Source organism: Streptomyces sp. NPDC014870 (genome assembly GCF_043081505.1).
GTDB lineage: Bacteria > Actinomycetota > Actinomycetes > Streptomycetales > Streptomycetaceae > Streptomyces.
The window spans coordinates 246,775-265,602 of sequence record NZ_JBIBWQ010000011.1 but is presented as its reverse complement, the minus strand read 5'-3'; the positions used below and the strand labels follow the sequence as shown (position 1 = coordinate 265,602).

The following is an 18,828-nucleotide window of genomic DNA, read 5'->3' as shown; positions in this document are numbered from 1 at the left end:
CCGGGCCACCCCGGGCCCTCCATAGCCATCTGCCTATGGGGGCCACGGCGATCCGGTCTTGGACAGGCCCGCGTGCCGGCTGATCTTCTGGCGGCATGAACGACGACACGCGCACCTTCCCGCGGCGGACCGTCCCGCGAGGCGCCGCCGCCGGTTCGGCCTTACCGCTCCTGCCGGCCGCCGCCGCCCACGCCAGCCCCGCCGCCGCCTCCGCACCCGCCCCCTCCCCCGGTTCGGTGTCGCTGCGCTGGCTGGGGACGGCGGGCTGGCGGATCGACACCGGCGGGCGGACGGTGCTCTTCGACCCGTATCTGACCCGCTTCAGGACGGGTCTCTTCGACGCGTCCTTCGACCCGGCCACACCGATCGCGCAGACCGACGCGGGGCTGGTGCGGGAGTACGCCGGGCATCCCGAGCTGATCCTGGTCAGTCACTCCCACTGGGACCACATCGCCGACGTTCCCCACCTGGCCAGGACCACGGGTGCCCGCGTCCTGGGGACCGAGACGACCTACCACCTGCTGGTCGCCCTCGGCGTCGATCCGGGGCAGATCTCCGTGGTCAAGGGCGGCGAGGTGCTGGACTTCGGCAGGGGGCTCGTGGTCGAGGTGGTGGCGAGCCTGCACAGCCGCAACAAGCGGCACTCCTACTTCGCTCCGGGCACCCTCCACGGGCCGCCGGCCACCGTGCCGGCCACCATCTCCGACCTGCCGGAGGGCGACACCCTCGCCTTCCAGGTGACGGCCGGACCCGAGGGGCCGACGCTGTTCCTCATGGGCGCCAGCGACTTCGACCAGCGGGCCGCCGAGGGGCTCCGCCCGGATGCGGCGATGGTCGCCGTGCCCTCCAGCTCCGCCACCCACCGGTACGTGCCCCGGCTGCTGCGGGCCCTCGGCGGTCCGGAGGTCGTCGTGCCCGTGCACTGGGACAACTTCGAGACGCCCCTGCGCGAGCCCGTGCGGGCCGACCCGACGATGGACCTGGCCGGACTGATCGGTCAGGTCCACCGCGAATCGCCCGGGACGCGCGTCGTCGTCCCGGACTACCGCACGGTCTACGGCGCGGACCTGCGCCCGCGCCGCTGACCGGTTCAGCCGAGGCGGATGTGGTCCACCGCCCAGTACCAGTTGTTTCCGGCGTCGTACATCCGGAAGCGGAGGGTCACCGCGCCGGCGCCCGCGGGGACGGGGAACTCCTGGGAGACGGCCGTGTTCTCGGCGTCCGGCGAGCCGGGGCCGTAGCTCAGCAGGACCTGCTCCTGGCCGGTGTCGAAGACGGCGCGGACCTCCGCCTTCTGGTTGCCCTCCTGGCGGTAGTGCGAGTCGAGGTCGAGCCGCAGCGTGGTGGTTCCGGCCGGGACGGGGACGGCTGGGGAGACCAGCGTCGAGTCGAACCGGCCCTTGGCCGCGGGCGCTCCGGTGTCGTCCCAGTCGTCCGGGTCGGCGACGACGCCGAGGCCCCGGGTGAAGTGGGGGCGGTTCTGGGCGCCGCCCGACCAGGCGCGCCGGGTGTGGAAGGTCCAGCCCTGGAACATGGGCGTGCCCTGCGGCATCGCGGCGGCGTTGACGACCGACCAGCCCTCGGGGGCGGTCGCCGTCCAGCCGAGCACCTGGTGCTGGCCAGGGCGTTGTAGAACGGCATGTCGGCGGGCTCGTAGAAGCCGTGGCCGAGCCAGCCGCCGGCCCGCCCGGTGACGAATCCGTCGGCGCGGCCGTCGTTCCAGAGCGGGAAGGAGTCGATGAAGCCGAAGGCGGGCGCGCCCTGCCGGTAGGCGTTGGTGTGCGCCGCGTTCATGGCGAAGGGCAGCAGATGGCCTTCGGCGCGCGAGGGGTCCGGCTGGTGGAAGACGGACCGGCCGTTGGTGCCGCGGATGGCGGTACGGTCGCCGAGTCCTCGGACGCCGGGAAGGGTGCCGAAGTAGTGGTCGAAGGAACGGTTCTCCTGCATGAGGACGACGACGTGCTCGATGTCCTTCAGCCGGCCGGGCCGGGCGGGGGCGGCGAGCGCCTCGCGGACGCTGAGCGGCAGGGCGCCGAGGACGGCCGCGCCGGCGGCACCGCCGAGCAGGGTGCGGCGGTGCCGCCGGGGGACGGGGGCATGGCAGGTGCTCCTTCGGTGTCGCTTCGGGACCTCACTTCGGTCCAGACCCGTTATGTTTAGGTGATGTGAGGGTCGGGATTCCGCGTCTCCGGTGAACGGCGGACGAACTCCTCCGCACCGCCTCCACGGATCCGGACACACCGTCGCCCCCCGGCGGTGGCCGGGGGCGACGGTGGGGCGGAGGTCGGTCAGACGGTGGTCACCAGGCGACCGGGAGGCGTTCGGGGATCCGCTTCATGAAGCGGGTGCGCCAGACCAGTTGGTCGACCGGGACCGCGAGGTGCAGGTCGGGCATCCGGTCGAGCAGGACCTCCAGGGCGATCTCGGTGTGCTTCTTGCCGAGGGCCGTGGCCGGGCAGTAGTGACCGCCGCCGCCGAAGGAGAGGTGGGTGCCGGCGTTCGGCCGGGTGATGTCCAGGGTGTGCGGGTCGGGGTAGACGGCCGGGTCGGTGTTGGCCGCCTCCACGAGGACGAGGAGGAGTTCCCCCTTGCGCACCTCGACGTCGCCGAGGGTGACGTCTTCGAGGGCGATGCGCGGCAGCCCGTCGGCGATGGAGAGGTTGACCCTCAGCAGTTCGTCCACGGCGGCCGGGATCAGTTCCGGCTCCTTGCGCAGCCGCTCCCACACGTCCGGGTTCTGGAGCAGGGAGAAGAGGGCCATGGTGAGGAAGCCCATGGTGGAGATCACGCCCGCGCCGAAGAAGGTGACGCCGACCGTGGCGAGCATCTCGTCGGTCAGGTGGGCGTAGTCCGGATTCCCTCGCAGGGCGGCGAGTTCGGCCATGAGCCCGGTGGTGGCCGGGTCGTCCAGGCGCTCGACCATGTACGCGATGTCCCGGTCCCAGTTGAGCCGGGCGCCGGTGATCGGGCAGGCCGAGTTCATGAAGGCGATGTCCAGGCTGGCGGCCAGGCGCGGCGCGTCGGACTCGGGGATGCCGAGGATCCGGCAGTGCAGGTGCTCGGCGTACGGGCTGGCGAACCGGGAGCGGAGGTCGACCGGCGGTCCGTAGGCGAGGAGGTCGTCGACCAGCGCGGTGGCGTGGTCACGCATCCAGTCGGTCAGGCCGTCCGTCTTGGGGTTGATGGCCTTGAGGACGGCCTTGCGCAGCCCGGCCCCGGTGATGTTGCCCATGTTGTTGACCACCTCGGGCGGGATGGTCAGGGCGTACTGCCGGGGCGCGCCGGGCGCCGAGGTGTCCTTGAGCGAGAACCTCGGGTCTTCGAGGACCTGCTTGCAGAACTCGTACGACGAGACCAGCCAGGCCTCGTCGCCGGCGATCGTGCGGACCCGCTTGACCGGTTCGGCGCGCAGGGACTCGATCTCGGGCGGCAGGCGGTCGCCCCGCGCCGAGAACGGGAAGTCGAGGAGCGTGTCAGTGGTCATCGTGGTCTCCGAGCATCGGGGTGACGATGGCGTGGCCCTGGTTGCGGGAGGCACGCAGTCCGGAGCCCCGGGAGTAGAGGAGTTCGGCCATCGGCAGGAGCTGGTGGTAGCAGTTCAGGGAGGAGGGGACACCGAGGATCGCGGGGGTGTCCAGGAAGAGCGGTGCCTCGGCGCAGATGTACTGGAGGCAGACCTCCCGCTGGCGGGCGGTGGGGGTCTGTCCTTCGAGGACCTTGGAGGAGAGGAACGCCGCGACGAGCCGGTCGCAGGTGGCGAGGAACTCGCTGTCGGTGGCGAGCAGATCGTCCAGGTGTTTGCGCAGATGCCGGTAGGCCGGGATGTCGAGGAGCGCGGACATGGGGCGCCCTCGGAGCCGTTCGCCACCGGGGTCGATGGCGGCGACGGCGTTGTTCACCTTGGCGCGGACGCCGCGGAGGTTCTTGACCGCTTTGCGGCGGGCTTCGTCCGGCGGGTAGCCGAGAGCCTCGTACATGTCGGCGACGTGCAGGTCGGTGTAGATGAGGTCGACCTGGTCGAAGCCGCGGAGTCCCCAGGCGGCGAGCTCGGCCACCCGCTGGGCGGAGAAGTAGCCGTTACCCGGGGAGATGCCGATGACCGCGTGGGCGCCTTCGGTGTGGATCACTTGGCAGTGCTGCGTGTACGGCTGGACCTTGAAGCTGTCGGTCGCTGTCGTCGACAAGTGAAGAGATGTCCTTCGGGCCGCTAGTCCCGTCGGGGCCTTGTGCCCCTGGTGTGGCGGCGACGGCATGAAGTTACCGGCGATCTCCACAGAGTGACGATTCTGCGCCTGAGGTGGCCGAATATTTTCGGTACGTGACGTGATTTGACGCATCGTCGAGCCAAGGAGCGATGAATTCCGGTCACTCCGGACAGCACGCACCGCTGACCGGACGAAAGCCCGGTCAGCGGTGCGTGCGTCACGCGGAGGCGCCGGGGACCCGGGTGAAGACCCGGCCGCCGAGATCGATGCCGACGACGGCGCCCTGCCCGTCCCGCGAGAAGAAGCCGCGCTGCCCCGCCAGCCCACCGGCGGTCACGATGAACTCGTCGCCGTCGCCCGGCAGGAGACCCATCGCGGCCGGCTCGTAGTCGGCGGGCATCTCGAAGTCGGCCGACGCCCGGATCTCCGGCTTGATCACGGCCCCGAGGGTGAGCCCGGCCGCGTCCGTGCCGACGGTCAGGATCATGCCGTCGTTGTCGTACGCCCCGAGGAGCTCCTGGGCGCGCGCCGCGTCGTACGGCAGCGGCTCCGGGTCCCGGTCGACGACGCCCAGGTAGTGCTCCAGGGCCCAGCGGATCGCGGCGCGGTTGAACGGGATCCCCTCCGCGCCCGAGTTGGACAGGGCGACGACGGCGAAGTTCCGCTCGGGGACGATCAGCAGCTCGGCGAACTGGCCGTTGGTCGAACCGCCGTGCTCGATCGTCCGCACACCGTCGACCTCGCGCAGGAACCAGCAGATGCCGAAGCCGTCACCGAGGTTGCTGCCGCGCAGCTCGACCGTCTGCTCACGCATCGAGTGCAGCACCTCGGCCGGCATCAGCCGCTCGCCGCCCTCCGCACGGCCGTCGCCGATCTGGAACCGCGCCCAGCGCAGGACGTCCGCCGCGGAGGAGGCGAGACCGCCGCCGGGGTTGTTGCCGCGGGTGAGCCGCCACTCCCGCGCCACGGCCAGGTCGCCGTCCTCGTCGGGGTTGTGGCCCACCGCGAACCGTCGGGTCATGACGTCCGCCGTCCCGAAGAAGCTCTCGGTGAGCCCCAGCGGTTCGAGCAGGAGCGAGGCGATGGCCTGCTCGTACGTCTGCCCCGTGACCTTCTCCAGGACCCGGCCGAGCAGGTTGAACGCCGCCTGGCTGTACGAGGCGCGCTCTCCGGGCGCGCCGATGAGCTGCAGGTCGGCCATCTTCGCGACGAAGCCGGCCAGGGCGTCGTCACCGTCACCGGTGTCGACGATGATGTTCCAGTCGAGGCCCGAGGTGTGGTTGAGCAGGTTGAGGACGGTGATCTCGGCCGCCGCCTTCTCGTCGGGGAGGACCAGCTCGGGAACGTACCGGCGCACCGGCGCGTCCAGCTCGATCCGGCCTTCGGCGACCAGGCGCATCAGGGCGGTCGCCGTGAAGGTCTTGCTGGTGGAACCCAGCTGGAAGAGGGTGTCCTCGTCGACCGGCAGCGGGTTGTCCAGGCTCGTGACACCGTGGGCCGCGAAGGCCTCCCGGCCATCGGCCCACACCCCCACGATGCCGCCGGGGATGCTGTGCTTGACGGCCGTCTGCTCGACGAACTCGGCCAGCTGGTACTGGGACTGCTCGACGCTGTGGGCGCTCATGGTGGGTACTCCGTATCGGGTGTCGTCGTTCTCGATGACCACGACGATGCCCGGGCGCGCTGACAGCGTGCCGACCGTGCGCTGACAGCGGCTGACCTGCCGCGGCGGGCGCGGTCAGCGGCGCGCGCTCACCGACCCACCGTCACCCTCACCGTCCGACCTTGCCGGCCGGTCCCATGACGATGACGGGTTCCTTGGCCGGGTCCAGAGCCAGCAGGAGCTCGCGCATGGCGTCCGTGGTGAGGGAGATGCAGGCCTGGGTGGGGCCGCCGTGGTCGACGTGGACCCAGACTCCGCCGCCCTTCTCCAGGCCGAGCGGCCGCTCCTTGTTCAGCGGGGTCGTGCCCGGGACGCGGTTGTAGTCGATGGCGACGACGTAGTCGAAGGAGCCCTCCAGGGGTTCGCCGAGAAACCCGACGCCCGGCGAGACGAACTCCTCGTCCTCGTCGTAGGGCAGCTTCGAGCCGGGGTCGGGCAGCCGTCCGCCCGCGTCGCCGAGCCGGAACACACCGGTCGGGCTGCGCAGATCACCGGCCCAGTGGTCGTCGGTCCAGCCGCGCAGGGCGTTGTGCGCGCTCCACGGACCGGCCGTGCGGCTCCACCTGCCCGCCGCGTCCCGCTCGTAGAGCGCGGCCGTGGCGACGTTGGTGTCCTGGGTCCGGCCGGTCACCACGAACACCTGGCTCGTGCCGTCCGGGATCCGGGTCCGGGTCACCGGCCCGACCCCGGGCAGCACGGAGGGCACCTGCGCCTCGGGGGTCCGCGCCGGGAGGGGCGGAGCATCCGCCCCGGTGTTCTTGGCGGCGGAGGCCCGGGAACCGGGCGCCGCTTCCGGGCCGGGAGGCTGGTCGTACACCTTCAGGTAGCCGACGAGCGCGAGGGTCGCGCAGAGCGCGGCGGTCACCACGCGCGGGCCGGGGCGGGCGTTCCTGACATGCATGGGGCGGCATCCTCCGACGCTCACGGACGGCAATGCCGCGATACGTACCCGGTCCGCGCCCACGCCTGTCGGCGGAGCGGCGCACTCACCCGACCGGGGCAGAGCGGAGGACGATCGCCCGGCCGGCGGCGCCCCGCTGAAACCCCGTCAGGACGTGTCAGGCGGTGGCGGTGGGAGTCTCGTCGAGCTCCCAGGCGTGGCGCTTGAACTCGCGGGCGAAGTCGGGGTGGTCCTCCCAGTTGCGGGCGACGCCCCGCAGGACGTCCCAGTTGTGCTCCAGGGCCTGGTCGATGATGTGGCGGAGCGCCTGGTCGGCCGCCGCCCGCTGGTCGGCGAGGCCCTTGACGGCCGCGGCTGCCTTCACCGTGCCCAGGAGGGCCCGCAGGGCGCGGGAGGTGTCGTCCATGCCAAAGCCGTGGTCCTTGCCGTTCTCCGGGTCGAACAGCGGCCGGAGACGGTCCTCGATGAAAGCGGTGATCCGCTCGAAGTGCCGTACGTCCATCGGGGTCTCATCTCCTGCGTCGGGGTTGCGCGTCGGGGGTTCCGCGACGGGGTGCGCGCATCGGCGGTTGGCGTCTGCGCCGTCATTATCCCGTGCTCGTCAGGGGAACGACGGCGGGGCCATCCGCGCGCCGCGCCAGAGCGCGTGGGCGGGGCTCGGCCCCTCTGTGCGGTCCCGGGGGACGTCCCAGACGCGCACCGTCGGCGTCCCGTCCGGCTCGGCGGGGCCGACGAACGGTGCCCAGCCCTGGTCACCGGTGGCGGCGAAGGACGCCCAGGCGTCGACGATCCGGCGGGCCAGGGCCCGGTCGTCGGCGTCGACGGGGCCGCCGGTCAGGAAGTCGACGCCGGTGGCGTCGAGGGTGCCGAAGGCGAAGGGCACGTCGGCGGCGTGCCAGGCGCGCACCGGGCTGCCGTCGGGCCGGGTACGGCGCCGGTCGAACCGCGACAGGAACGTGCGTCCGCCTCCCGCTCGGGCATGCGCCTCGGCGAGACGGACGGTGGGCAGGGTGAAGACCGCGTCGCCCGCGAGCGCGAGGAAGACGTCGAGGACCGGCGCGCCGGGCATGAGCGCCCGGTACGCGGCGACCAGGTCCGGGGCGAGACCGTAGGCGGCGGCGAAGAGGTCGAGACCGTCGTCCGTGGTGACGGACGGCATGGTGCCCACCTGGTGCATGAGCCGGTACTCCTCGGTGGTGTGGCAGACGAGGAGATCGACGTGGCCACCGACGGCCGGGGCGTCGAGCGGGTCGCCGGCGAGCAGCACGCCGTCGACGACCGGGCCGTAGAGGACGGTGTCGTAGTGGAGGAACCCGGCCGACGGATCGCCCGCGTACCGTGCGCCCACCCGGTCCGAGGCCGCCACGAGGGCGCGTGGGGACGCGGAGAGCAGGCCGTGGGCGGTCGGCTCCACTCCTGCGGCCTCGGCCACCTCGCGGGCCAGGCGCTCGGCGAACCCGGGCCGGAAGAAGGCGTCGGGGACGCTGTGCGCGATGGCGCGGCGGAAGAGCCCGTCGGCCCGCGCGCTGCTCATCAGGCAGGCGATCGAGCCGGCGCCCGCCGACTGCCCCGCGACGGTCACGCGGTCCGGGTCGCCGCCGAAGGCCGCGATGTTGTCGCGCACCCACTCCAGGGCGGCGATCTGGTCGAGCAGCCCCCGGTTCTCGGGGAAGCCGGGCACGTGGCCGAAGCCCTCGAAGCCGAGTCGGTAATTGCAGGTCACGACCACCGTGCCGGCCCGGGCGAGGGCGGAGCCGTCGTAGTCGGGCTGGGCGGAGGAGCCGAAGGTGTAGGCGCCGCCGTGGATCCAGAACAGCACGGGCAGCGGTCCGGAACTCTCCTCGGGTGCCCAGACGTTGAGCGTGAGAACGCCCTCGTCGTCAGGGTTCCAGGCCGGGGCCCCGGGCAGCTCCGCCGACTGCGGGGCCACCGGGCCGAAGCGGGTGCAGTCCCGCACCTCCGCCCAGGCCTCGGCCGGGCGCGGCGCCCGGAAGCGCCCGGCACCGAAGGGCGGCGCGGCGTACGGAATGCCCCGTGTGATCAGCAGGCCGTCGGCGCGGGTGCCGCGAACCGGTCCCTTGTCCGTCTCGACGATGTGGCCGGCGACGCCCGTACGCACAGGTGGAACCCCTTTCGACGCCGGCGGCCCATCCGCGCGGCAGCACACCCTGGCACGGGCCGCGCGGGCCGGACAATCGATTAAAGATCTTCGATGGCGGCCGGGTCGAAGGCCGCCGCCGGAGCGGATTCGTCGAACTCCAGGGGTTGTTCGGCCCAGATGACCTTGCCCTCGGTGGTGTAGCGGGTGCCCCAGCGCCGCGTGAACTGGGAGATCAGGAAGAGTCCTCGGCCTCCCTCGTCGGTGGTGCGGGCGTGGCGCAGGTGCGGCGAGGTGCTGCTCGCGTCGAAGACCTCGCAGATCAGGGCGCGTTCGAGGATGAGGCGGAGCCGGATGGGTCCGGAGGCGTGCCGGATGGCGTTGGTGACGAGTTCGCTGACGACGAGTTCTGTGGTGAAGGCGAGTTCCTCCAGGTCCCATGCGGCGAGTTGGCGGGCGGCCATCACCCGGGCGCGGGCGACGACGGCCGGGTCCGCGGGCAGGTCCCACACGGCGACCTGTCCGGCCGCGAGGCGGCGGGTGCGGACGAGGAGGAGGGCCGCGTCGTCGGTGTACGGCCTGCTGGGCGCGAGTTCGTCGACGATGCCGCGGCAGAGCGCGTCGAGCGGCAGGTCGCGGGAGGCGGTGGTCAGGACGTGGCGCAGTCCGTCCCTGCCCGCGCCCGGCGCGGCGATCAGTCCGTCGGTGTAGAAGGCGAGGACGCTGCCCTCGGCTAGGGGAAGTTCGACGGATTCGAAGGGGAGCCCGCCGATGCCGAGCGCCGGTCCGGGCGGGAGTTCGGGGAAGGTGACGGTGCCGTCGGGTGCGCGGACGGCCGGCGCCAGGTGTCCGGCGCTCGCCAGGTCGCAGCGGAGGCTGACGGGGTCGTAAACCGCGTAGAGGCAGCTGGCGCCGACGCCGGCGGGGTTGGGCGCGCCGCTCAGGTCCGTCGCGGTGCCCTCGCGGGTCACCTGGACGACGAGGTCGTCGAGGTGGGCGAGGAGTTCCTCGGGCCCCAGGTCGAGGTCGGCGAGGGTGCGGACGGCGGTACGGAGCTGGCCCATGGTGGCGGCCGCCTCGATGCCGTGGCCGAGGACCTCGCCGACGACCAGGGCGACCCGGGCACCGGAGAGCGGGAAGACGTCGAACCAGTCTCCGCCGAGCCCGCTGAGTTCGTCGGCGGGCCGGTAGAAGGAGGCGGCTTCGACGGCTTCCTGCTCGGGGACGCCGTGCGGGAGGAGGCTGCGCTGGAGCACGAGCGCGGCGGCCCGCTCGCGGGCGTAGCGGCGGGCGTTGTCGAGGCAGACGGCGGCGCGGGCGACGAGTTCCTCGGCGAGCCGCAGGTCGTCCTCGTCGAACGCCTCGTCCTGCCGTGTGCGCAGGAAGGTGGCCACGCCGAGGGTGATGCCCCGGGCCAGGATCGGTACGACCATCGCCGTGTGCGGTAGGTCGTCGACGACGCCGGCCGCCTCGGCCTCCGCTGTGGCCGTCAGGGCGGTCGGGATCGCCGCTTCGCGGGTCGAGGCGTCCAGCCGGGCCGCCCGCCAGGAGCGGCCGTGCGCCACGGCGTCCATCTGGGGTGAGGCCGGCAGATAGGTGGAGGGCCGCCCCGGCTCCAGTACCTCCATGACCCCGCCGGTGCGCACGTTCCGTGCGCCGCCCCGCACCAGGCGCAGGGCGGTGGCGGCGGTCGTCGGGCCCGGGGAGGGCTCGGCGCCCCTCAGGACGGCGTCCAGGAGGTCGACGGCGACGAAGTCGGCCAGTCCCGGCACCGCCACGTCGGCGAGGCCCTGGGCGGTGTCCATGACGTCGAGGCTGCGGCCGATGCGCTCGCTGGCCCGGGCCATGAGGTCGAGGCGCTGTCGCGCCCGGTAACGCTCGGTGATGTCGACGACCGCGTAGCAGACCCCCAGCGCGCGTCCGTTGCCGTCGTCGAGCCGGACGAAGGACATGGCGTGGGCGTGGTCCCGCTCGGGCCGGGAGCGCGGGCGACCCACGTGCTCGTAGCCGAGGACGGGTACGCCGGTCGCGAGGACCTCGCGCATCTTGGCCTCGACGATGTCGGCGTTCATCCCGGGCTGGATCTCGGCGAGACGCTTGCCGCGTCGCTGTTCGACGGTGCCGCCGCCGAAGTGTTCCAGGGCCGTGTTCGACCACACGCACCGCAGGTCGGAGTCGACGAAGCAGAGCCCGATGGGCATCTCGGTAACCATGTGCTCCAGGAGGGCGGGGCCCATGGTCCACTGCCGGGACGGCGCGGCGCCCACGGCGACGACGAGCCAGCGGGCCGGACCGGCCTCCCCCGGCAGCGGCAGCACGGTGACGTCGACGGCGACGGTACGGCCGTCCCGGTGACGCGCGAGCAGCACTCCCGACCAGCCGCCGTCACGGTCCGCGGTCGCGCGGATGCCGGGAAGCCGGTCGGCCTCGTCGCCCGCGAGGAGGGAGTCGACGCGGCGGCCGCTGAGCTCCGCCGCGGGATAGCCGAGCAGCCGCTCCGCGGCGTACGGGCGGCCTACGACCGTCCCGGCCTCGTCGAAGAGGAGAACGACGGAATCGGCGACACCGAACACGGCCTCGTGCGCGCTGGTGTCTGGGTCCTCGGGTCTCCCCACGGCCGTCGGCTCCGTTCTCACAGCCCACCCTGCCTGTCCCTTCTATCACAGCATGCCCTGGTTACTGCGGTTAGATCCCGTTTTGACATCACTCGTTCGGAGGACGGTCCGGGTTCCCGACCGGCTGGAGAGGTTAGTGAGGTCTCAAGGACCGACGACCCGGGAGGCGGGCACCGTGACTCGACCGAGGATTCTGGTGGTGGGCGCCGGCTTCGCCGGGGTCGGCTGCGTACGGCGTCTGGAGCGGCGGCTCACCGAGCGGGAGGCGCGGATCTCGCTCCTGTCGCCCTTCTCGTACCAGCTCTATCTGCCGCTCCTCCCCCAGGTCGCGGCCGGAGTGCTGACCCCGCAGTCGGTCGCCCTGTCGCTGCGGCGCAGCAAACGGCACCGGACCCGGATCATCCCCGGCGGCGCGGTCGGCGTGGACACCGCGGCGAAGGTCTGTCTGGTACGGACGATCTCGGGCGAGCTGATCGACGAGCCGTACGACCACCTGGTGCTCGCGCCCGGCAGTGTGACCCGCACCTTCGACATCCCGGGCCTGAGCGAGCACGCGCGGGGCATGAAGACGCTCGCCGAGGCGGCCTACATCCGCGACCACGTCATCGCCCAGCTCGATCTGGCGGACGCGGCCGAGGACGACGCGGAGCGCGCGGCGCGGCTCTGCTTCGTGGTGGTCGGCGGCGGCTACGCGGGTACCGAGACGGCGGCCTGCCTGCAGCGGCTGACGCACAACGCGGTCCAGCGCTATCCCCGCCTCGACCCGGCGCTCATCAGGTGGCACCTGGTGGACCTCGCACCCAAGCTCATGCCCGAGCTGGGCGACAAGCTGGGCGCCGCCGCGCTGGCCATCCTGCGGCGGCGCGGGATCGAGGTCTCGCTCGGTGTGTCGGTGGCCTCGGTGGACGCCGAGGCGGTGACGCTCACCGACGGGCGGGTGCTCCCGAGCCGCACGCTGATCTGGACGGCCGGGGTCGCCGCCAGCCCGCTGATCGGCACGCTGGAGGCCGAGACGAACCGGGGCCGTCTGGTGGTCGGACCCGACATGGTGGTGCCCGGTCTGGACGGGGTGCACGCGCTCGGTGACGCCGCGGCCGTACCGGACCTGGCGAAGGACGAGCCCGACGCGATCTGCCCGCCCACGGCGCAGCACGCCATGCGCCAGGGCAAGCAGGTCGCCGACAACCTCGTCGCGATGCTGCGGGGCCAGCGGACGTACCCGTACCACCACAAGGATCTCGGTCTGGTGGTGGACCTGGGCGGGCGGGACGCCGTCTCGAAACCGCTCGGGATCGAACTGCACGGGACGCCCGCCCAGGCGGTGGCCAGGGCGTATCACTGGGCGGCGCTGCGGACCAATGTCGCCAAGACCCGGGTGATGACGAACTGGCTGCTCAACGCCGTGGCCGGGGACGACTTCGTCCGTACGGGATTCCTGTCGTCCCGGTCGGGGACGCTGGCCGACTTCGAGTACACGGACGCGTACCTCACGCCCGATCAGGTGCGGGAGCACACCGCCGCGCTGCGGGCTCGGGTGTCGCCAGGGCCGTGAGCAGGGCCAGGGCGGTGAGGAGGGCGCTCGTCCACAGCGGCGCGCGGTAGCCGTACCCGGCCGTGAGGACGGTGCCGCCCAGCCACGGGCCGAGGGCCGCGCCCACGTTGAGCGCGGCCACGGCGAACGCCCCGGCCAGGGTGGGGGCTTCGCCGCCGGCCGTGCGCAGCGCGCGGGTGATCAGGGTGGAGCCGACGGCGAACGAGAGCGTGCCCAGGGCGAGGACGAGGACGACCGTCGCCGGCGCGCTCCCCGCGGTGAGCGCCAGCAGGGACCAGCCGGTCGCCGCGCCCGTGCCGCACACGGCCACGACCGGGCCGGGGCGCGTGTCGGAGAGACGGCCCGCGAGGACCACGCCCGCGAAGGAGCCGACCCCGAACAGGGCGAGGAGAATGGGGATCGCGGCGGGGGCGAGGCCGGTCACGTCGGTGACGACGGGTGCCAGGTAGGTGAAGCCGCAGAACATGGCGCCGTTCGCGAGGGCGCAGACCAGGAGCGTGACCAGCAGCCGCGGCCCGCGCAGCGCCCGTGCTTCGGACCACGCGTTGCGCGGCCGGGTGGTGGTGTCGCCGCCTTCGGCGGGCACGGACCGGGCGATGGCCAGGAGCGCGGGTACGCAGAGCAGGGCGACGGCCCAGAAGGCGGAGCGCCAGCCCCACAGTTGGCCGAGCATCGCCCCGGCGGGCACGCCCACGACACAGGCGAGCGTCGTGCCGCCGAGCAGCACGGCGGTCGCCCGGCCCCTGGACTCCGGTCCGACCATGGCGCTCGCGGCGACCAGCGCCACCGCGAGGAACCCGGCGTTGGCGAGGGCGCCGATCACCCGCGTGGCGAGCAGGATCCCGAAGTGCGGGGTGAGAGCGCCGATCACGTGCGCGAGCAGGAAGGTGCCGAGCAGGACGGTCAGCGCGGACCGTCGCGACCAGCGCCTGGCCAGGAGCGCCGTGGCGGGCGCGCCGACGATCATTCCGACCGCGAAGGCGGAGGTGAGCGTCCCGGCGAGCGGGATCGACACCCCCAACTCCGCGGCGATGTCCGGCAGCAGGCCGGAGAGCATGAACTCGGAGGTTCCCTGGGCGAAGACGGCCAGGCCGAGCAGATAGAGGGCGAAGGGCATCGAGAGTCTCCACGGTCGAGCAGCGGCGTGAGCCGCACCCGGCGCCTGAGCAGGGGGGTGCGGTGGGCCGGCGCGCGGTCGCGCGCGGGCTGGGGAGACGGCCGATCCGTGGGCTTCGGTCACGCTCACGCCCAGCACGACGAACGGCCCCTCAGGGGCCGCGGTGCTTCAGCGAGTCGACTCGGGAGGCCACCGGAGGGCCGGTGGCCGGAGTCTGTCCGACTCGGGGCTCGACATGGGGCCACCGTACGGGTCCCGTCGTCGACGGGACCACCCGATTTCGGCGGGCCCGCCGTCACAACCAGCCGTTGCGGCGGAAGCTGCGGTGCAGCAGGAAACAGGCCGTGACCATCACGCCGACGACGAGCGGGTAGCCGAAGGTCCAGCGGAGTTCGGGCATGTGGTCGAAGTTCATGCCGTAGACGCCGCAGACCATCGTGGGGACGGCGATGATCGCGGCCCAGGCGGTGATCTTCCGCATGTCCTCGTTCTGGGCGACGGTCACCTGGGCCAGATGGGCCTGGAGGATCGAGTCGAGGAGGGCGTCGAAGGAGGTGATCTGTTCCGTCACCCGCGAGAGATGGTCGGCGACGTCGCGGAAGTAGGGCTGGATCTCCCCCGACACCAGGGAGTGCGGATGCGCGGTCGCCAGCGCCTGCAAGGGACGGTCGAGTGGGGTCACCGCTCGTTTCAGTTCGAGCAGTTCGCGCTTGAGCTGGTAGACCCGGCCGGCGTCGCCGCGGGAGACCTGCTCGCTGAAGACGGCCGTCTCGACGGCGTCGATGTCGTTCTGCACGGCGTCGGCGACGGCGAGGTAGTCGTCCACGACATGGTCGGCGATGGCGTGCAGCACGGCCGCAGGACCCTTGGCGAGCTGGTCGGGCTCGGCCTCCAGGGCCTCCCGCAGCGGGCCGAGCGAACCGTGGCTGCCGTGCCGGACGGTGATGACGAAGTCGGGCCCGGTGAAGACCATGAGCTCACCGGTGTCGACGACCTCGCTGGTCGCCGTGAGCTCCTCGTGCTCCACGTAACGGACCGTCTTGAAGACGGCGAACAGCGTGTCGTCGTACCGCTCCAGCTTGGGCCGCTGGTGGGCGTGGACGGCGTCCTCGACGGCCAGCGGATGGAGCCCGAACAGTTCGGCGAGGCCGGCGAACTCCTCCACGGACGGCTCGTGCAGACCGATCCAGACGAATCCGTCGCCCGACTTGCGGACCCTTCGCACCGCCTCGTCCGCGGGGCAGGACCCGCGCTGCCGCGCCCCGTCCTCGTACAGCACGCAGTTGACCACCGAGCTGCCCAGGGGAGAACGGGCCGGGTGGCTCAGGTCGACGGTCCGACGATAGGCACGGCGGACGGTGCGCCTCAGATTGCGGATTATGGGCACGCGTGGCTCCTTGGAACGATCAGCGGCCAGTGTGCCATCGACGCAGCGTGGACGGGACTCCTGACAAATGTCACAGGTTCCTGTGCGCGAGATCCTCCCGAGGGCTGAGGGCGGGCGAGACTGCCGCGACCAGGATGGAACCACTGCCGATCGAGCGAAACAGGATCCATCCATGAACGCGTCCCGCAGGGCCCAGCTTTCCGTCGTCGCCGCCGCCACGCTGGTGGCGCTCTCCGCCACGGCGTTACCGGCACAGGCGGCCGTCACCGCCGAGCCCGTCTCCCCCACGGCCACCGTCCTGGGGAGTCCCGCCGTCGCCGCCGATCCCACCGTGCCGGCGGGGGTCACCGGCCAAGGGCTCGACCGCCCCGCGCTGCGCGGCTCGCTCGACGCCTTCCACAAGGCGGGCATGTACGGCGCCTATTCGGCGGTGCGCGACGGCTCGGCGCAGTGGCGGGGAGCCACCGGCTTCGCCGACATCGACACGCGCCGCCCCACCCGGCCGGACCTCGAGCACCGGGTCGGCAGCATCACCAAGACCTTCACGGCCGTCGCCGTGCTCCAGCAGGCCGGCGCAGGGCGCATCGACCTCGACGCCCCGGTCGGCCGCTACATCCCCGACGTCGTCTCCGACGAACGGGGGCGGCTGGTGACCGTCCGCATGCTGCTCAACCACACCAGCGGCATAGCCGACTACGTCCTGCCCGCCTTCCCCGGCCTTCTGGAGAACCCCGGCAAGACCCTCGACGACAACCGGCTCCGCACGATCGCCCCCGAGGAACTCGCCCGCCTCGGTCTCGCCGCCCCGCCCGTCGTCCAGCGCGGAACCCACTCGTACGCGAACACCAACTACATCCTGGCCGGGCTGATCCTGGAGCGGGTGACGGGACAGAAGGCCGAGGCGTACATCACCCGCAACGTGATCCGCAAGGCCGGGCTGCGCCACACCTACTTCCCGAGCTCACCGGCCATCAAGGGCCCGCACGCGCGGATGTACGAGTCGTTCCTGGGGATGATCGACCCGGCGCGCGACTACAGCGTCTACGACATGTCGTGGGCGGGCACGGCCGGAGCCCTGGTCTCGACGACGAGCGACCTCAACGACTTCTACCGCAAGCTGCTCAGCGGCCGGCTGCTCGGCGCCGCGCAGCTGCGCGAGATGAAGACCACCGTCCCGGCGTACGAGACCAAGCCGGGCGAGGAGGCGCTGATGCGCTACGGCCTGGGCATCTACACCCTGCGGATGCCCAGCGGCGGCTGGTACTGGGGCCATGACGGCGCTGTCTTCGGCGCGGGCACCTGGGCCCTGTCGACCGAGGACGGTCGTCGACAGGTCGCCATCGGCTACAACCTGATGAAGTACCAGCGGTTCGACTCCGAGGGGCGTCCGCTGCCGGACCCGATCACCGAGGCGCTGTACGCCCACGTGGACGGCGCGCTCGCCGGCACCACCACGGCTCCCCCGCGCGCGGCGACGCCGCAGGGCACGCCGGGTGAGCGTCGGGCGCAGACGCTGCCCGCCCTGCCGATCGGCCCGGACGCGCTCCACCACGCGTCCCTGCGGTAGCCGCGCCACACCGTTTCATGTCGCGCCACGCCCCCGCCGGGGGTGTGGCGCGACGGGCCGTCATCTGGACTGCAGGGCGTCCAGGGCGACGGCCTGGGCTATGGCCAGGCGGCGGTCGAGGTGTTCGTCGTGGATCGTCAGGACGTATCGGTCGCGCAGGCCGAACCGCTTCTGCACCGACATGACGGGGCGGTCGGACCGGGCGAAGTCGAAGTGGTACGGCCAGGCGAACGGAAGGATGTCGACGAAGGGAATGACGTCCCAGGCCCGGCGCAGGACGGCCACGGTCATGTTGCGCTCGACGCCCGTCGTCTCGGCCGTCGCCCCGTCCTCGCTCATGTGCCAGGTGCTGCGCAGCAGGGAGGCGCGGAAGTTCTTCCGGAAGGTGCCGACCTGGCTGCCCGAGGCCGCGCGGACGTCGTAGGTCGCACCGAGGTCGATCACCTGCCGGGCCTGGAAGGTGAAGAGGACCTGCTTCTGGGACTCGTCCGTGTAGAACGTGATCCGTTCCTTCAGGGCCATCCGCTTCTGGTGCGCGAACGCGACCATCTCGCCCTCGGCGCCGTCCGGTCCGGCCGTGTGGACCGCGTAGCGATTCGCCATGGGCGTGATCTTCTGGTTGATGTGGAAGTGGTGCTGCGACTGCTCGAGACCCATGGTGCGCTCCACGCTCGTCGATTCCTTCTCGACGATGGTCGCCCTCGGTGAGCACCCGGCGCAGTCATCGAAAGTCGCTTCCCGGGGATACGAACGGATCGCGGGTCCGCCCGGGCAGCGTGCGGACCATCAGGACCAGGGTGACGAGCCAGGCGGCCGTGGCGATCCACAGGAGCACCTGCCCGAGCCCGTCGAGCCACCCGATGGCGGTCGCCGCCGAGGTCGACAGACAGGCGACCGCCGTCATCCCCATGGGGAAGACGGTGGCCCAGCGTCTGAGGTCGTAGCCCGGGCGGCGGCGCAGCAGCTCGGCCGCGAGCAGGGCGACGTACCAGGCGAGATCGCCGGCCAGCAGGATGAGGGTGACGGTCCGCAGTACGGTGTGGGCGCCGGTACCCGCCCACACGCCGGTGGCGAGGAGCTTCGATCCGGCGAGCGCGGAGATGGCCAGGGCGCCACCGGCCACCCATTGGTCGCCGGCGCCCGCGGTGACCTGGCGGAAGTCGAAGCGGGACAGGGCGGCCGCGTAGAGCAGCAGCCCGAGGACGAAGAAGACCAGGGCCGTCCGGGCGAGCCAGTCCCGGTCCCCCGCCGGGACGGCGAGGGTGGCCGCGAGGACCACGAGCCCCTGGGTGGCGACGCAGATCAGGAACACACCGCCGGGCATCCTGCGTCCCACGTGCCGCAGGACCGCCGTGAGCAGCGGCGCCCACAGCACGGCGGACAGCGCCAGGAGGGCGGCGGCCGTCGTGGTCCAGCCGAGGAGGGCCACGCGCACCCCGAGCACCGTCGTGGCGGCGACGGCGGTCAGGGCCGGCGGGGTGTCGGCCTCGGCGACCCAGCGGGGCCGGCTGCGCAGCAGCCGATGGGCGAAGTCGCCCGCCAGCAACACCCACACCGCGCACGCGAGGCCGAACAGCACGCGGGAGACCGTTTCACGGCCGGTCAGATGGGAGCCGACCGAGAGGATGCCGGTGGCCATCACGGCGGAGCCCGCTGCGGGCGGCAATTCGGCCCACCAGCGGGCGACGCGCTCCTTCATGCCCCCTATCGCACCGGCTGCCCG

The 18,828-nt window shown here is 72.4% G+C and carries 15 protein-coding genes and 1 pseudogene; 3 read left to right on the top strand and 13 right to left on the bottom strand.

All coding sequences use genetic code 11. The annotated features are described in order from the left end of the window. The first annotated feature begins 95 nt into the window (after positions 1 to 95). Positions 96 to 1,085 (top strand): MBL fold metallo-hydrolase, encoded by a 990-nt coding sequence (locus ACF09C_RS29785; protein WP_392095927.1) that lies wholly within the window; start codon positions 96 to 98, stop codon positions 1,083 to 1,085. Between the two features lie 5 nt (positions 1,086 to 1,090). Here ACF09C_RS29785 and ACF09C_RS29780 read toward each other — a convergent pair whose 3' ends face one another. The 9 genes and pseudogenes from ACF09C_RS29780 to ACF09C_RS29740 all read right to left on the bottom strand — a co-directional run bounded on the left by ACF09C_RS29780 (position 1,091) and on the right by ACF09C_RS29740 (position 11,482). After that, positions 1,091 to 1,609: a hypothetical protein gene (locus tag ACF09C_RS29780; RefSeq protein ID WP_392095926.1), complete on the bottom strand. Its 519-nt coding sequence runs from the start codon at positions 1,607 to 1,609 to the stop codon at positions 1,091 to 1,093. Between the two features lie 65 nt (positions 1,610 to 1,674). After that, positions 1,675 to 1,947 (bottom strand): annotated as a pseudogene (locus tag ACF09C_RS29775) (alkaline phosphatase family protein); the annotation flags it as partial. Between the two features lie 352 nt (positions 1,948 to 2,299). Beyond that, on the bottom strand, positions 2,300 to 3,484 hold the full coding sequence (locus tag ACF09C_RS29770) for a cytochrome P450 (RefSeq protein WP_392095924.1): 1,185 nt from the start codon (positions 3,482 to 3,484) through the stop codon (positions 2,300 to 2,302). Then, complete coding sequence (locus tag ACF09C_RS29765; RefSeq protein WP_392095922.1) at positions 3,474 to 4,184, bottom strand: tRNA-dependent cyclodipeptide synthase; 711 nt, start codon at positions 4,182 to 4,184, stop codon at positions 3,474 to 3,476. Before ACF09C_RS29765 ends, ACF09C_RS29770 begins: the two co-directional genes overlap by 11 nt. Before the next feature lie 238 nt (positions 4,185 to 4,422). Further along, entirely contained in the window at positions 4,423 to 5,829 is a 1,407-nt protein-coding gene (locus tag ACF09C_RS29760) for a serine hydrolase domain-containing protein (protein WP_392095921.1), read from the bottom strand. A gap of 148 nt (positions 5,830 to 5,977) precedes the next feature. Beyond that, positions 5,978 to 6,769 carry a hypothetical protein gene (locus tag ACF09C_RS29755; protein WP_392095919.1) on the bottom strand — a complete coding sequence of 264 codons (792 nt, stop codon included), beginning with the start codon at positions 6,767 to 6,769 and terminating at the stop codon, positions 5,978 to 5,980. A gap of 157 nt (positions 6,770 to 6,926) precedes the next feature. Next, positions 6,927 to 7,271: a hypothetical protein gene (locus ACF09C_RS29750; protein ID WP_392095918.1), complete on the bottom strand. Its 345-nt coding sequence runs from the start codon at positions 7,269 to 7,271 to the stop codon at positions 6,927 to 6,929. Positions 7,272 to 7,370: 99 nt separating this feature from the next. Beyond that, on the bottom strand, positions 7,371 to 8,888 hold the full coding sequence (locus ACF09C_RS29745; RefSeq protein WP_392095917.1) for a carboxylesterase/lipase family protein: 1,518 nt from the start codon (positions 8,886 to 8,888) through the stop codon (positions 7,371 to 7,373). An 80-nt stretch (positions 8,889 to 8,968) separates the two neighbouring features. After that, positions 8,969 to 11,482, bottom strand: coding sequence for a SpoIIE family protein phosphatase (locus tag ACF09C_RS29740; RefSeq protein WP_392095916.1), 2,514 nt, complete (start codon positions 11,480 to 11,482; stop codon positions 8,969 to 8,971). Between the two features lie 175 nt (positions 11,483 to 11,657). Here ACF09C_RS29740 and ACF09C_RS29735 point away from each other — a divergent pair, with 175 nt between their 5' ends. Then, on the top strand, positions 11,658 to 13,034 hold the full coding sequence (locus tag ACF09C_RS29735; RefSeq protein WP_392095915.1) for an NAD(P)/FAD-dependent oxidoreductase: 1,377 nt from the start codon (positions 11,658 to 11,660) through the stop codon (positions 13,032 to 13,034). Here ACF09C_RS29735 and ACF09C_RS29730 read toward each other — a convergent pair. Both ACF09C_RS29730 and corA read right to left on the bottom strand, forming a co-directional pair. Beyond that, positions 12,970 to 14,151, bottom strand: a complete 1,182-nt coding sequence (locus ACF09C_RS29730) for a Cmx/CmrA family chloramphenicol efflux MFS transporter (RefSeq protein WP_392095914.1) — start codon at positions 14,149 to 14,151, stop codon at positions 12,970 to 12,972. The two genes, ACF09C_RS29735 and ACF09C_RS29730, sit on opposite strands and share 65 nt — an antisense overlap. Before the next feature lie 295 nt (positions 14,152 to 14,446). Next, complete coding sequence (corA, locus tag ACF09C_RS29725; protein WP_392096069.1) at positions 14,447 to 15,532, bottom strand: magnesium/cobalt transporter CorA; 1,086 nt, start codon at positions 15,530 to 15,532, stop codon at positions 14,447 to 14,449. 178 nt (positions 15,533 to 15,710) lie between these two features. Between corA and ACF09C_RS29720 the strand changes: the two genes are divergently transcribed. After that, positions 15,711 to 17,105, top strand: a complete 1,395-nt coding sequence (locus ACF09C_RS29720; protein ID WP_392095912.1) for a serine hydrolase domain-containing protein — start codon at positions 15,711 to 15,713, stop codon at positions 17,103 to 17,105. Positions 17,106 to 17,165: 60 nt separating this feature from the next. Here ACF09C_RS29720 and ACF09C_RS29715 read toward each other — a convergent pair whose 3' ends face one another. After that, on the bottom strand, positions 17,166 to 17,762 hold the full coding sequence (locus tag ACF09C_RS29715; protein WP_392096067.1) for a hypothetical protein: 597 nt from the start codon (positions 17,760 to 17,762) through the stop codon (positions 17,166 to 17,168). A 64-nt stretch (positions 17,763 to 17,826) separates the two neighbouring features. Beyond that, positions 17,827 to 18,804: a tellurite resistance/C4-dicarboxylate transporter family protein gene (locus ACF09C_RS29710; RefSeq protein WP_392095910.1), complete on the bottom strand. Its 978-nt coding sequence runs from the start codon at positions 18,802 to 18,804 to the stop codon at positions 17,827 to 17,829. Positions 18,805 to 18,828 lie beyond the last annotated feature (24 nt).

What these genes read in the sequence shown, in the direction of transcription:
- ACF09C_RS29785 (WP_392095927.1), top strand. Translation starts at nt 96, where the DNA reads ATGAACGACGACACGCGCACCTTCCCGCGGCGGACCGTCCCGCGAGGC.
- ACF09C_RS29770 (WP_392095924.1), bottom strand. Translation starts at nt 3,484, where the DNA reads ATGACCACTGACACGCTCCTCGACTTCCCGTTCTCGGCGCGGGGCGAC.
- ACF09C_RS29760 (WP_392095921.1), bottom strand. Translation starts at nt 5,829, where the DNA reads ATGAGCGCCCACAGCGTCGAGCAGTCCCAGTACCAGCTGGCCGAGTTC.
- ACF09C_RS29755 (WP_392095919.1), bottom strand. Translation starts at nt 6,769, where the DNA reads ATGCATGTCAGGAACGCCCGCCCCGGCCCGCGCGTGGTGACCGCCGCG.
- ACF09C_RS29750 (WP_392095918.1), bottom strand. Translation starts at nt 7,271, where the DNA reads ATGGACGTACGGCACTTCGAGCGGATCACCGCTTTCATCGAGGACCGT.
- ACF09C_RS29730 (WP_392095914.1), bottom strand. Translation starts at nt 14,151, where the DNA reads ATGCCCTTCGCCCTCTATCTGCTCGGCCTGGCCGTCTTCGCCCAGGGA.
- ACF09C_RS29720 (WP_392095912.1), top strand. Translation starts at nt 15,711, where the DNA reads ATGAACGCGTCCCGCAGGGCCCAGCTTTCCGTCGTCGCCGCCGCCACG.
- ACF09C_RS29715 (WP_392096067.1), bottom strand. Translation starts at nt 17,762, where the DNA reads ATGGGTCTCGAGCAGTCGCAGCACCACTTCCACATCAACCAGAAGATC.
- ACF09C_RS29710 (WP_392095910.1), bottom strand. Translation starts at nt 18,804, where the DNA reads ATGAAGGAGCGCGTCGCCCGCTGGTGGGCCGAATTGCCGCCCGCAGCG.